The organism is Streptomyces sp. NPDC008163 (assembly GCF_042956885.1).
Classification (GTDB): Bacteria; Actinomycetota; Actinomycetes; order Streptomycetales; family Streptomycetaceae; genus Streptomyces; species Streptomyces drozdowiczii_A.
In genome coordinates this window covers 135,121-148,214 of sequence record NZ_JBIBHG010000007.1, presented here as the reverse complement: position 1 = coordinate 148,214, position 13,094 = coordinate 135,121, and the positions used below count along the sequence as shown (strand labels likewise).

At 72.2% G+C, this 13,094-nt stretch carries 13 protein-coding genes; 11 read left to right on the top strand and 2 right to left on the bottom strand.

Going from position 1 to position 13,094, the window contains the following annotated elements; genetic code table 11:
• Position 1: 1 nt before the first annotated feature.
• From ybeY to era, 5 genes are all read left to right on the top strand, one after another.
• Positions 2-499 carry an rRNA maturation RNase YbeY gene (gene ybeY, locus ACFZAT_RS17650; RefSeq protein WP_391265145.1) on the top strand — a complete coding sequence of 166 codons (498 nt, stop codon included), beginning with the start codon at positions 2-4 and terminating at the stop codon, positions 497-499.
• Positions 496-1,791, top strand: a complete 1,296-nt coding sequence (locus ACFZAT_RS17645) for a CNNM domain-containing protein (RefSeq protein WP_391265144.1) — start codon at positions 496-498, stop codon at positions 1,789-1,791. Before ybeY ends, ACFZAT_RS17645 begins: the two co-directional genes overlap by 4 nt.
• Positions 1,788-2,141 carry an MmcQ/YjbR family DNA-binding protein gene (locus ACFZAT_RS17640; RefSeq protein ID WP_391265143.1) on the top strand — a complete coding sequence of 118 codons (354 nt, stop codon included), beginning with the start codon at positions 1,788-1,790 and terminating at the stop codon, positions 2,139-2,141. Before ACFZAT_RS17645 ends, ACFZAT_RS17640 begins: the two co-directional genes overlap by 4 nt.
• A gap of 61 nt (positions 2,142-2,202) precedes the next feature.
• Positions 2,203-2,565 carry a cytidine deaminase gene (locus tag ACFZAT_RS17635; protein WP_391265142.1) on the top strand — a complete coding sequence of 121 codons (363 nt, stop codon included), beginning with the start codon at positions 2,203-2,205 and terminating at the stop codon, positions 2,563-2,565.
• Positions 2,566-2,658: 93 nt separating this feature from the next.
• Positions 2,659-3,633, top strand: a complete 975-nt coding sequence (era, locus tag ACFZAT_RS17630; RefSeq protein ID WP_383303849.1) for a GTPase Era — start codon at positions 2,659-2,661, stop codon at positions 3,631-3,633.
• A gap of 29 nt (positions 3,634-3,662) precedes the next feature.
• On the opposite strand, the gene ACFZAT_RS17625 is transcribed toward era, so the two are convergent.
• Together ACFZAT_RS17625 and ACFZAT_RS17620 are read right to left on the bottom strand one after the other, a co-directional pair.
• Positions 3,663-3,929 (bottom strand): protealysin inhibitor emfourin, encoded by a 267-nt coding sequence (locus tag ACFZAT_RS17625; protein WP_391265141.1) that lies wholly within the window; start codon positions 3,927-3,929, stop codon positions 3,663-3,665.
• 14 nt (positions 3,930-3,943) lie between these two features.
• Positions 3,944-5,020, bottom strand: coding sequence for a M4 family metallopeptidase (locus ACFZAT_RS17620; protein WP_391265140.1), 1,077 nt, complete (start codon positions 5,018-5,020; stop codon positions 3,944-3,946).
• A 315-nt stretch (positions 5,021-5,335) separates the two neighbouring features.
• Here ACFZAT_RS17620 and leuA point away from each other — a divergent pair, with 315 nt between their 5' ends.
• The 6 genes from leuA (at position 5,336) to recO (ending at position 13,092) form a co-directional block, all read left to right on the top strand.
• Positions 5,336-7,123 (top strand): 2-isopropylmalate synthase, encoded by a 1,788-nt coding sequence (gene leuA, locus ACFZAT_RS17615; RefSeq protein ID WP_391265139.1) that lies wholly within the window; start codon positions 5,336-5,338, stop codon positions 7,121-7,123.
• 209 nt (positions 7,124-7,332) lie between these two features.
• Positions 7,333-8,010 carry a TerB family tellurite resistance protein gene (locus tag ACFZAT_RS17610; RefSeq protein ID WP_391265138.1) on the top strand — a complete coding sequence of 226 codons (678 nt, stop codon included), beginning with the start codon at positions 7,333-7,335 and terminating at the stop codon, positions 8,008-8,010.
• A 148-nt stretch (positions 8,011-8,158) separates the two neighbouring features.
• The gene (locus ACFZAT_RS17605; protein ID WP_391265137.1) at positions 8,159-10,258 is read left to right on the top strand and encodes an MMPL family transporter; all 2,100 of its coding nucleotides are present in this window, start codon (positions 8,159-8,161) and stop codon (positions 10,256-10,258) included.
• 51 nt (positions 10,259-10,309) lie between these two features.
• Positions 10,310-11,617 (top strand): histidine kinase, encoded by a 1,308-nt coding sequence (locus ACFZAT_RS17600; protein WP_391265136.1) that lies wholly within the window; start codon positions 10,310-10,312, stop codon positions 11,615-11,617.
• The gene (locus ACFZAT_RS17595; RefSeq protein WP_391265135.1) at positions 11,614-12,285 is read left to right on the top strand and encodes a response regulator; all 672 of its coding nucleotides are present in this window, start codon (positions 11,614-11,616) and stop codon (positions 12,283-12,285) included. The genes ACFZAT_RS17600 and ACFZAT_RS17595 overlap by 4 nt, the downstream gene beginning before the upstream one ends.
• A 60-nt stretch (positions 12,286-12,345) precedes the next feature.
• Complete coding sequence (gene recO, locus ACFZAT_RS17590) at positions 12,346-13,092, top strand: DNA repair protein RecO (protein ID WP_073965270.1); 747 nt, start codon at positions 12,346-12,348, stop codon at positions 13,090-13,092.
• Positions 13,093-13,094 lie beyond the last annotated feature (2 nt).

Sequence of the window (13,094 nt, the reverse complement as noted above, 5' to 3'; positions counted from 1 at the left end):
CATGTCGATCGACGTCAACAACGAGTCCGGAACCGAGGTCGACGAGCAGGCGATCCTCGACATCGCCCGCTACGCGCTCGCGCGCATGCGGATCCACCCGCTCTCCGAACTCTCGGTGATCGTGGTGGACTCCGCGGCCATGGAGCAACTGCACATCCAGTGGATGGACCTCCCGGGCCCGACCGATGTCATGTCCTTCCCGATGGACGAGCTGCGTCCGCCGGCCAAGGACGACGAGGAGCCCCCGCAAGGGCTCCTCGGAGACATCGTGCTCTGCCCCGAGGTCGCCAAGCGGCAGGGCGAGGAAGCCGAGACCCAGCACTCCATGGACGAGGAGCTCCAGCTGCTCACCGTCCACGGGGTGCTGCACCTGCTGGGCTACGACCACGAGGAGCCGGACGAGAAGGCCGAGATGTTCGGCCTCCAGGCGGCCATCGTGGACGGCTGGCGCGGTGAGCGCGGGCTGACCGGCCCGTCCCCCGCCCCGACCGTCTCGTGAGCCTGCCGCTGATCTCCGGCGTCGTCCTGCTGGTCGTCGTCGGCTGGCTGGCCGCCTGCGCCGAGGCGGGCATCGCCCGTACGTCGAGCTTCCGGGCCGCCGAGGCGGTCCGCTCGGGTCGGCGCGGCAGCGCCGGGCTGGAGCAGGTCGCGGCCGACCCGACCCGCTATCTCAACGTCGCCCTGCTGGTGCGGGTCGCCTGCGAGATGGCCGCCGGGGTGCTCGTCACGTACGCCTGCCTGAAGGAGTTCCCGGAGACCTGGGAGGCGCTGGCCGTCGCCATCGGGGTGATGGTCCTCGTCTCGTACGTCGCGATCGGCGTCTCCCCGCGCACCATCGGCCGCCAGCACCCGCTGAACACGGCGACCGCGTCGGCGTACGTGCTGCTGCCGCTGGCCCGGATCATGGGGCCCATCCCGCAGCTGCTGATCCTCATCGGCAACGCGCTGACCCCCGGCAAGGGATTCCGCAAGGGCCCGTTCGCCAGCGAGGCCGAGCTGCGGGCCATGGTGGACCTCGCCGAGCAGGAGTCGCTGATCGAGGACGAGGAGCGCCGCATGGTGCACTCCGTCTTCGAGCTCGGCGACACGCTCGTGCGCGAGGTGATGGTCCCGCGCACCGACCTCGTGTGCATCGAGCGCTACAAGACGATCCGTCAGGCGCTCACCCTCGCACTGCGCTCCGGCTTCTCGCGCATCCCGGTGACCGGCGAGAACGAGGACGACGTGGTCGGGATCGTCTATCTGAAGGACCTGGTCCGCAAGACGCACATCAACCGGGAGTCCGAGGCCGACCCGGTCTCCACCGCGATGCGCCCGGCGTCGTTCGTGCCCGACACGAAGAACGCCGGCGATCTGCTGCGCGAGATGCAGCAGGAACGCAGCCACGTCGCCGTCGTCATCGACGAGTACGGCGGCACGGCGGGCATCGTCACCATCGAGGACATCCTGGAGGAGATCGTCGGCGAGATCACCGACGAGTACGACCGTGAGCTGCCGCCCGTCCAGGAGCTGGAGAACGGCTGCTTCCGGGTCACCGCCCGGCTCGACATCGGGGACCTCGGCGAGCTGTTCGGCCTGGACGAATACGACGACGAGGACGTGGAGACGGTCGGCGGGCTCCTCGCGAAGGCGCTCGGCCGGGTCCCGATCGCGGGCGCGTCCTCGGAGGTCGAACTGCCCGACGGGCGGCGGCTCCGGCTGACCGCGGAGTCTCCGGCGGGCCGGCGCAACAAGATCGTCACGGTGCTGGTGGAGCCGGTGGCTCCCGAGGAGGAGGAGACACCGGAATGACCCCGCAGCAGCTGAGGGCCTTCTGTCTGAGCTTCAACGCGAGTGCCGAGGAGTTCCCGTTCGGGCCCGAGGCCTCCGTCTTCAAGGTGCTCGGCAAGATGTTCGCGCTCAGCGCGCTGGACGCCCAGCCGCTGACGGTGAACCTGAAGTGCGACCCCGACGAGGCGGTGCGGCTGCGCGAGGAGCACGAGGCGGTGGTGCCCGGCTGGCACATGAACAAGCGCCACTGGAACACCGTCACCGTCTCCGGACTGCCCGACGCGAAGCTGCGCGAGCTGATCGAGGACAGCTACGACCTGGTGGTGGCCGGGCTGCCGAAGGCGGAGCGGCTGCGGCTCGACCGCGCCTGAGGCGCACCGGACCGGGGCGCCCGCCCGCCCCGGTCCGCGCCGGGCTTCGTATGCTCGGCACATGACTGAGAGCACCGGCACCACCGACCTCGGCGCCGAGGACCGCAAGATCGTCACCCTGGCGCGCAGCGCCCGCGCCCGCAACGGCGTCCCCGAGGGCGCGGCCGTCCGGGACGAGACCGGACGCACCTATGTGGCCGGCACCGTGGAGCTGGAGTCGCTGAAGCTCAGCGCTCTGCGGACGGCCGTCGCGATGGCGGTGGCCAGCGGGGCGAAGTCCCTGGAGGCCGCCGCGGTCGTCTCCGAGGCGGACGCCCTCTCCGACGAGGACCGGGCCGCCGTGCGGGACCTGGGCGGGGCCGGCACGCCGGTGCTGCTCGCCGGCCCGGACGGACAGCTGCGGCTCGGCGTCACGGCCGGCTGACACCGGTACGGGGCGGGGCCCGGGGCCGTCCGGACCGGGCCCGGAGGCCGTGGCGGGCGCCTCGGTGCCCCGCCGCCCCCGGGATCGGGGACAATGGGCGCCATGAGCGTTCGACCTAACCCTGAAGCCGCCGCGCGGCAGGCCGAGAACCCCGCCCCCCACCGGGCCGGCTTCGCCTGCTTCGTGGGCCGCCCCAACGCGGGCAAGTCCACCCTGACGAACGCTCTGGTCGGGCGGAAGGTGGCCATCACCTCCAACCGTCCGCAGACGACCCGGCACACCGTGCGGGGCATCGTGCACCGGCCGGACGCCCAGCTGATCCTGGTCGACACCCCCGGGCTCCACAAGCCGCGCACCCTGCTGGGCGAGCGGCTGAACGACATCGTGCGCACCACCTGGGCCGAGGTCGACGTCATCGGCTTCTGCCTGCCCGCCGACCAGAAGCTCGGCCCCGGCGACAAGTACATCGTCAAGGAGCTCGCGGGCATCCGGAAGACGCCCAAGATCGCGATCATCACCAAGACCGACCTCGTGGACTCCAAGCAGCTCGCCGAACAGCTGCTGGCCGTCTCCCGGCTCGGCGAGGAGCTGGGCTTCGAGTGGGCGGAGATCATCCCGGTCTCGGCCGTCAAGGACCAGCAGGTCGACCTGCTCTCCGACCTGATCGCCCCGCTCCTGCCCGAGAGCCCGCCGCTCTACCCCGAGGGCGACCTCACGGACGAGCCGGAGATGGTGATGGTGGCGGAGCTGATCCGCGAGGCCGCGCTCGAAGGCGTACGCGACGAGCTGCCGCACTCCATCGCGGTCGTCGTGGAGGAGATGCTGCCGCGCGAGGACCGGCCGGCGGACAAGCCGCTGCTGGACATCCACGCCAACGTCTACATCGAGCGCCCCAGCCAGAAGGGCATCATCATCGGCCCCAAGGGCAAGCGGCTGAAGGACGTCGGCACCAAGTCCCGCAAGCACATCGAGGCCCTGCTCGGCACCCCGGTCTTCCTCGACCTGCACGTCAAGGTCGCCAAGGACTGGCAGCGCGACCCGAAGCAGCTGCGGAAGCTGGGCTTCTGAGGCGCGCAGCTCTCCACATCACCCCCGTCTCACGCGCCCTCCTTCAGGACGCGTGAGATCAGGTCGCGCTGGGCCTCGGTCAGGCGGGGGTCCGCGCAGTGCACGGTCCTGCCGTCGACCGTTATCCGGTAGCTGAAGCCGTCCGGGACGCCCCGGGGCGCGGTGGCCTGGCCGTCGGCGAGCGCCGAGCCGGCCAGGTCTTCCCACTCCTGGGCGTCGTCTCGCCCCGAGGTGTCGATCTCGCGGTGGCGCGCGATGCCGGCGAAGCCGCCGGTCCTGCTCACCTGGATCCGCATACGGTGTGTCCCTCCTAGTCGGTCGGAACGCCCACCTCCGACCACGCCTTGAGGACGGCCTCCACCTCGTCGCCCTCGCCGAAGCGGCTGCGCGCCGCGGCCACGGTCAGCCGGGCGAAGTCCGCGAAGTCCGCGTCCACCGCCAGTTCACCACCTGTGAGCACATCGAACCAGAGCTGGCCCGCCCGCTCCCAGGAGCTGCCGCCCAGCGCGGTCGCCAGGAGATAGAACGCGCGGTTGGGGATGCCGGAGTTGAGGTGGACCCCGCCGTTGTCGTCCCCGGTGTGGACGTAGTCCTCCATGGACGCCGGCTGCGGGTCCTTGCCGAGCACGTCGTCGTCGTACGCCGTGCCGGGCGCCTTCATCGAGCGCAGCGCCACGCCCTGGACCCGGGGCGCGAGCAGCCCCTCGCCGATCAGCCAGTCCGCCTGGTCGGCGGTCTGGCCCAGCGAGTACTGCTTCACGAGGGAGCCGAAGACGTCCGAGACCGACTCGTTGAGCGCGCCGGACTGGCCGTAGTAGCTCAGGTTGGCCGTGTACTGCGTGAGCCCGTGGGCCAGTTCGTGGGCGATCACGTCGATGGCGACGGTGAAGTCGAGGAAGATCTCGCCGTCCCCGTCGCCGAAGACCATCTGCTCGCCGTCGAAGAAGGCGTTGTTGTACTTCTCGTCGTAGTGGACGGACCCGATCAGCGGGAGGCCGTGGCCGTCGATGGAGCGCCGGCCGTAGGCGGTGAGCAGCAGGTCGAAGGTGGCGCCGAGGCCCGCGTACGCGCGGTTGACGCTGGCGTCCTTCGTGGGCTTCTCGCCCTCGCTGCGGACCTTGGTGCCCGGCAGGTCCGTGCCGTGGCGGCAGTCGTAGAGCGTGCGGTGGGGCTTGGCGCTGCCCTCGTCGTCCGGCTCGACCGGGGCCGTGGGGCGCGCGACGGTCGTCATCTGGCGGCGGGTGCGCCGGGCCGCGTCGGACTCCAGGGTGCGGCGGGCCGGTTCGGCGAGGACGGGGTCGTCGGACTGGGAGAGCTTGTCGAGGACGTGGGGCGGGACGATGGTGCAGAAGACGGGGTGGAACCCCTGCTGTGAACGAGGCTGCATACACACGACTGTGGCATTCCGTAAGCGTGATGTCACTGGTTGCAACTGGGGTTGCTGAAATGGAGTGATTGGTCACTGTTGGGCGTTTAGGGCGTCCCGTACGGGTAAGGGCGGCCGCCGATCCCGCATACTGGACCGGCACCCACGTCTCGGGCGCCCCTCGGCTAGTCTCGACGCATCATGCGTTTCGGGCTGCTTCTTCTTAGCTGCCGCGGCGAGGGCCTGTAGTCGAGGCCGACCCCCTCCCCGCGGAGTCTGGTGTTGCAGTAACACAGTCGGCCGTCCCGGAGAAGGACACCCGAGGAGCCCTGCGCCATGACCGAAGTGAACCCCGCCCAGACCCCTGCCTCGCACGCCGTCGGCCGCCCCACGCCGATCACCAACGCCACCGTGCTGCAGAAGCCGTCCGGGATGCCGGTCCAGAAGTACGGCCGCTACGAGGCCGTCGACATCCCCGACCGCACCTGGCCCGAGAAGCGGATCACCAAGGCGCCGCGCTGGCTGTCCACGGACCTGCGCGACGGCAACCAGGCCCTGATCGATCCGATGTCGCCGGCCCGCAAGCGCGAGATGTTCGACCTGCTCGTACGCATGGGCTACAAGGAGATCGAGGTCGGCTTCCCGTCCTCCGGCGAGACGGACTTCGCCTTCGTCCGCTCCATCATCGAAGAGGGCGCGATCCCCGAGGACGTGACGATCTCCGTCCTGACGCAGGCCCGCGAGGAACTGATCGAGCGGACCGTCGAATCGCTGCGCGGCGCGCACCGCGCCACCGTCCACCTGTACAACGCGACCGCCCCGACCTTCCGCCGCGTGGTCTTCCGCGGCTCCCGCGAGGAGGTCAAGCAGATCGCGGTGGACGGCACGCGGCTGGTCATGGAGTACGCCGACAAGATCCTGGGCGACGAGACGATCTTCGGCTACCAGTACAGCCCCGAGATCTTCACCGACACCGAGCTGGACTTCGCCCTGGAGGTCTGCGAGGCGGTCTGTGACGTCTGGCAGCCCGAGGAGGGGCGCGAGATCATCCTGAACCTGCCCGCCACCGTGGAGCGTTCGACGCCGTCCACGCACGCGGACCGGTTCGAGTGGATGTCGCGCAATCTGTCGCGCCGCGAGTTCGTCTGCCTGTCCGTCCACCCGCACAACGACCGCGGCACCGCCGTCGCCGCCGCCGAACTGGCCCTGATGGCCGGGGCGGACCGGATCGAGGGCTGCCTGTTCGGCCAGGGCGAGCGCACCGGCAACGTCGACCTGGTGACGCTGGGCATGAACCTGTTCTCGCAGGGCGTCGACCCGCAGATCGACTTCTCGCAGATCGACGAGATCCGCCGCACCAGCGAGTACTGCAACCAGATGGAGGTCCACCCGCGCCACCCCTACGCGGGCGACCTGGTCTACACCGCCTTCTCCGGCTCCCACCAGGACGCCATCAAGAAGGGCTTCGACGCGATGGAGAAGGACGCGGCGGCCCAGGGCAAGACCGTGGACGACATCGAGTGGGCCGTGCCGTACCTGCCGATCGACCCGAAGGACGTCGGCCGCTCCTACGAGGCGGTCATCCGCGTCAACTCGCAGTCCGGCAAGGGCGGCATCGCGTACGTCCTGAAGAACGACCACAAGCTGGACCTGCCCCGCCGGATGCAGATCGAGTTCTCCCGGATCATTCAGGCCAAGACCGACGCCGAGGGCGGCGAGGTCACGCCGACGCAGATCTGGAGCGTCTTCCAGGACGAGTACCTGCCCAACCCCGAGAACGCCTGGGGGCGCGTCCAGATCCGCTCCGGCCAGAGCACGACCGGCTCCGACGGCCGGGACACGATCACCGTCGACGCGACCGTGGACGGCGTGGACACCGTGCTGACCGGCACCGGCAACGGCCCGATCTCCGCGTTCTTCGAGGCGCTGCAGGCCATGGGCATCGACGCCCGGCTGCTGGACTACACCGAGCACACCATGAGCGAGGGCGCGAGCGCGCAGGCCGCCTCGTACATCGAGTGCGCCATCGACGGAAAGGTGCTGTGGGGCATCGGCATCGACGCCAACACCACGCGCGCCTCGCTGAAGGCGGTCGTCTCGGCCGTCAACCGCGCCACCCGCTGATCCGGCGCCCGGAAGGGCCCCGAGCCGTACGGTCCGCGAACCCCGCCCACCCGCTTCCGGGGGGCGGGGTTCGGCCATTCTCCGGGCAGTTGTGACCGGCGGGGTGCTGACGGCACAACGGTGATGTGGTTAACATCACGTCGACACGGCAGTGTTGCCGGAGTGTTACGGAGGTGTGCGACGTGCGGTCAGCCCTGGGACAACGCGCCATGAAGCTGCGTATCTGCGGCATCCGTACGCTGTGGGACACCACCGGCGACGGGGAGTTCTTCTGCCCCGGCTGCGGCGGTGACCGCAACTACCGCCGCCTCACCGGCCGCCGCCGCTTCGCCGTGCTGGGCGTGCCCCTGCTGCGGCGCGGCACCACGGACCCGGTGGTCGAATGCGCCGCCTGCCACCAGCACTTCGACCCGGAGACGCTCGACCACCCCACCACCACCCGGTTCTCCGCGATGCTCAGGGACGCCGTGCACACCGTGGCCCTCGGCGTGCTCGCGGCCGGCGGCAGCACATCGCGTACGGTCCTGGAGAGCGCCGTCGAGACCGTGCGCGGCGCCGGGTTCGAGGACTGCACGCCCGAACAGCTCGCCACCGTGGTCGAGGTGCTGTCCGCCGACATCGGCCAGGGCTCCGCGTTCGACCCGGCCGCCGAGGCGTGCGGCGCGGCCCTCGCCATCGAACTGCACGAGGCGCTGGAACCGCTCGCCCCGCACCTCGCCCCCACCGGGCGCGAATCGATTCTGCTCCAGGGCGCCCGGATCGCCCTCGCGGACGGCGCGTACAGCACCGCCGAGCGCGAGGTGCTGACCACCGTCGGCGGGGCGCTGAGGCTGTGCGCCGAGGACACCGCCCGGCTGCTCGCCGAGGCGGCGCGTACGCCCTCCTGACCACCCCCGCCCGGTACTCCCAGGGAGTACCGGGCCCGCCGCGCCCACCCCGGCAGTAGCCGCGAACTCGGCCCCTGGCGCGACGAAGTTCCCCCGCCCCGACGGAAGTCTGGACTCGACCGGACACCCGTACGGAAGGGGGCCTCCCATGAGGACTGCGGAACAGGAAATCGGCAGACGCACACGAACGGTCAGCCGGTGGCGGCTGCTGCCCTGGGCGGTCGTCGCCCTCTGGGCCGCCGTGATGGCCGTCGCCGGTCCGTTCGCGGGCAAGCTGGGGGACGTACAGGTCAACCGGGCCGTCGACTATCTCCCGGCGAGCGCGGACTCGACCCAGGTCGCGAAGATCCAGGACGCCCTGCCCGGCGGCGAGTCCACCGACCTCGTCCTCGTCTACCACCGCGACGGCGGCCTCACCGCCGCCGACCGGGCCCTCGCGGCCCGGCAGACCGCCGACGTGGCGAGCGGCCACACCCTCATCGCACCCCCGCGCGCCGTGCCCTCCGAGGACGGCACCACGCTGATGTACCCGGTCTCCACGACCGAGCCCGGCCAGGACGACGAGGCCCGCACCGCGTTCGTGGACGAGGTCCGCGAGACCGCGCACGGCGGCGGGGGACTGGGCGTCGAGGTCGGCGGGCCCGGGGCGATGGACGTGGACGCGAAGAAGGTCTACGGCTCGCTCGGCGGTCCGCTGCTCTACACGACCGTCGGCGTCGTCGCGGTCCTGCTGATCCTCATCTACCGCAGCCCGCTGCTCTGGCTGGTGCCGCTCGTCGTCGCGGGCGTCGCCGACGCCCTGTCCATGGCCGTCGTCTACGGGGTGAACCAGGGCTTCGACGTCACCGTCACCGGCCAGAGCTCCGCCGTGATGACCATCCTCGTCTTCGGCGCCGGCACCGACTACGCCCTGCTGCTCGTCTCCCGCTACCGCGAGGAGCTGACCCGCGCCGCACACCCCCGCGACGCCATGGCGGCGGCACTGCGCGGCTGCGGACCCGCCGTCCTCGCCTCCTCCGGGACCGTCGCGGCGGGCCTGCTGTGCCTGCTGGCGGCCGATCTCACCAGCAGCCGGGGCATGGGCCCGATCGCCGCCGTCGGCGTGCTGTGCGCCCTCCTGGCCATGCTGACGCTGCTGCCGGCCGTCCTGGTCGTGCTGGGCCGCCGGGTCTTCTGGCCGCTCGTCCCCGTGTACGGCGCCGAGCCGAGCCGCCGCCTTTCCCTCTTCGCGGCCATGGGCGGCTCCGCCGGGCGCCGGCCGGTCGCGGTCCTCGTCACCGGCGGGGTGCTGCTGGGCGCGCTGTCGCTCGGCGTGTTCCGCCTGCCCGGCGACCTCAGACTGGAGGACTCCTTCACCACCGCGCCGGACTCGGTCACCGCGATGAAGACCCTCGCCGACGCCTACCCCGGCCGCTCCAGCCGGCCCGTCATCGTGATGACGCCCACCGACGGGGCCCCCGGCGCGCCGGCCCGGGCCCGTACCACCGAGGGCGTCGCAGCCGTCGAGCGCGGCCGCAGCGGCGGCGGCTGGACCGAGCTGTCCGTCACCCCGGAGGCCGCCCCCGAGTCGGCCGGCGAGCGGGCCACCATCCTCGCCCTGCGCGAACGCCTCCCCGGCAGCCACGTCGGCGGGCCCAGCGCCCAGCAGATGGACCTGGCGAAGGCCGGCACCCGGGACCTGAGGACCGTCGTCCCGCTCGTCCTGCTCTCCGTCCTCCTCGTCCTGATCGCCCTCCTGCGCAGCCTCGTCGCACCCCTGCTGCTCGTCGCCGCCGTCGTCGCGGTCTGGGGCGCCTCCCTCGGCATCGGCGGACTGCTCTTCGGACCGCTCCTCGGGCTGAAGGGCACCGACCCCGGGCTGCCCCTGCTCACCTTCGTCTTCCTGGTGGCCCTCGGCGTCGACTACGGCATCTTCCTGATGCACCGGGTCCGCGAGGAGGCCAGGCGCGGCGCGGAGCCCACCGAGGCGGCGCTCACCGCCCTGCGCACCACCGGCGGGGTCATCGCCTCGGCCGGTCTGGTGCTCGCCGCGACCTTCGCCGTCCTGGTGAACATGCCGATGACGGGCCTGGTCGAGATGGGCTTCGTGATCGCCGTCGGCGTCCTCCTCGACACCTTCCTGGTCCGCACCTACCTGGTGACCTCGGCGAGCGTGGCGCTCGGACGCCGGATCTGGTGGCCCGGTGCGCTCAGCCGGCCCGCCCCCGCCGAGCGGCCCCGCGAACCCGGACTCGTCGGGACCCCGTAACAGCGCCGGCAAGCGCTGACAGCGACCCGCCCCGTACCGGAGGATGACGACGTGCCCCCTGCCCATGCCCCGGCCACCAGCCGCCGCGACCGCATCCTGGCCGTCGTCAACCGCGACCCGATGCTGGCGCCGCACCGGACGCGCAAAGACGCCCTGATCGCGGTGGCCGCCGCGGTGCTCGCCACGGCCCTCGCACTGGCCGCCGGGGGCGCCGGGACGATGGGCGCGGCGGGCTGGGCCCTGCTCCTGGCCAGCGCCGTACCGCTCGCCTGGCGGCGGCGCGCCCCGGTGCCGGTCCTGCTCGCCATGGTGCCGCTGCTGGCGCTCTACCACGGCAACGACAACCTCCACACGGCGCCGATGCCGCAGACCTGGATCGCGCTCTACACCGTGGCCGTCACCGGCCGCCCGCTGCGCACCCTGGTCGTCGGCATCGGCGTCACCTCCGTGATGGTGACGGTGGTGCTCGCCCTCAGCGCGCACGACGGGCTCGAACTGCTGCGGATCTCCGGGTGGATCGTCGCGGTGCTGTTCTGCGGGGTCGACGTACGCATCTACCGCCAGTACGTCGCCTCGGTGCTGGAGCGCGCCGAACGCGCCGAGCGGACCCGGGAGGAAGAGGCCGCCCGCCGGGTCGCGGAGGAGCGGCTGCGGATCGCCCGCGATCTGCACGACCTCCTCGCGCACAGCATCACCGTCATCGGGGTGCGGACCTCGGTCGCCGCGCACATCCTGACCGTCGACCCCGAACGGCTCGACCGGCGGGCGGTCGCCGCCGCGCTCGACGACATCGCCGACACCTGCCGGGAGGCCAGGGCGGAGCTCCGGACCACCCTCCAGGTGCTGCGCGGCACCGGGCGGGACGGCGGGGGAGCGGACGCCGAGGGCCCGCTGCCCGACCTGGCCGCCCTGCCCGGCCTGGTACGGGCCGCAGAGGCGGCCGGGGCACGGGTCGAGCTCGATGCCGACGTCCCGGCCGGCCGCCTCGCCCCGGCCATCGGGGCGGCCGCCTACCGGATCGTCCAGGAGTCCCTGACGAACGCGGTGCGCCACGCGGGCGCCGGGGTCCGGGTGCGCGTCGTCGTCGCCCCGGCGGCCGGGGCGCTGCGGGTCACGGTCACCGACGACGGCACCGGTCCGGTGGAGGACGGCACCGCGCCCGGGTTCGGGATCGTCGGAATGCGGGAACGGGCCCGCTCCACGGGCGGCACCCTCACGGCGGGCCCCCGCCCCGGCGGCGGCTTCGAGGTGTCGGCCCTGCTGCCTCTCCCGTCGGCGACCCCGGTAAACCATCCGGACGGGCCACGCACGGACGCGCATGCACACACACCGGCACGGGAAGCGGAGACCACACCATGATCCGGGTACTGCTCGCGGACGACCAGACGCTCGTCCGGGCGGCCTTCGCGATGCTCGTCGGCTCCGACCCGGCGATGGAGGTGGTCGGCGAGGCCGCCACCGGCCTGGAGGCGGTCGCGCTCGCCCGCACGGCCCGCGCCGACCTCGTCGTCATGGACATCCGGATGCCGGAGCTCGACGGCATCGAGGCCACCCGCCGGATCGCCGCCGACGAGGACCTGGCCGGGGTCAAGGTGCTGGTCCTCACCACCTACGACACCGACGACCACGTCGTCGACGCGCTGCGCGCCGGGGCCTCCGGCTTCCTGGTCAAGGACACCCGGCCGGCCGAGCTGCTGGCCGCCATCAGGACCGTCGCGGCCGGGGAGTCCCTGCTCTCGCCCGGCCCGACCGCCCGCCTCATCGCCCGGGTGCTCAGCGCCCCGAGCGCCCCCGCCGGGCCGGGCCCCGAGGGCCTCGGCATGCTCTCCGAGCGGGAGTGCCAGGTCCTGGGGCTGGTCGCGCGCGGCCTCAACAACACCGGGATCGCCGAGAGCCTGGGCCTCAGCCCGCTCACCGCCAAGACCCACGTCAGCCGGATCATGGGCAAGCTGGGCGCCCGCGACCGGGCCCAGCTGGTCATCGCCGCCTACGAGTCGGGGCTCGTGGTGCCCGCCGGGGGAGGCTGATCCGGGCCGCCTCGCGGGGGCGGGCCCCGGGTGTCGGCGGCGTACCGGACAATGGGACGCATGAGCTTGTTCCGGGACGACGGCGTGGTGCTGCGCACGCAGAAGCTGGGCGAGGCCGACCGGATCATCACGATACTGACCCGGGGCCACGGCCGGGTGCGGGCCGTCGCGCGCGGGGTGCGGCGCACCAAGTCGAAGTTCGGGGCCCGCCTCGAACCGTTCTCCCATGTGGACGTGCAGTTCTTCGCACGCGGCAGCGAACTGGTCGGGCGCGGTCTTCCGCTGTGCACCCAGAGCGAGACGATCGCCCCGTACGGCGGCGGCATCGTCACGGACTACGGGCGCTACACCGCCGGGACCGCGATGCTGGAGACCGCCGAGCGCTTCACCGACCACGAGGGCGAACCCGCGGTCCAGCAGTATCTGCTGCTGGTGGGCGGGCTGCGCACGCTGGCCCGGGGCGAGCACGAGCCGCATCTCATCCTGGACGCCTTCCTGCTGCGCTCCCTCGCGGTCAACGGCTACGCCCCCAGCTTCGACGACTGCGCCCGCTGCGGACTGCCCGGACCGAACCGTTTCTTCTCGGTGGCGGCGGGCGGAGTCGTATGCGGCGACTGCCGGGTGCCCGGCAGCGTCGTACCCTCGGCTGAGGCCGTCGCCCTGCTGAGCGCCCTGCTCACCGGCGACTGGGAGACGGCGGACGCGTGCGAGGCGCGTCATGTCAGGGAGGGGAGCGGGCTGGTGTCCGCCTATCTGCACTGGCATCTGGAGCGCGGGCTGCGTTCACTGCGGTACGTAGAGAAGTGACA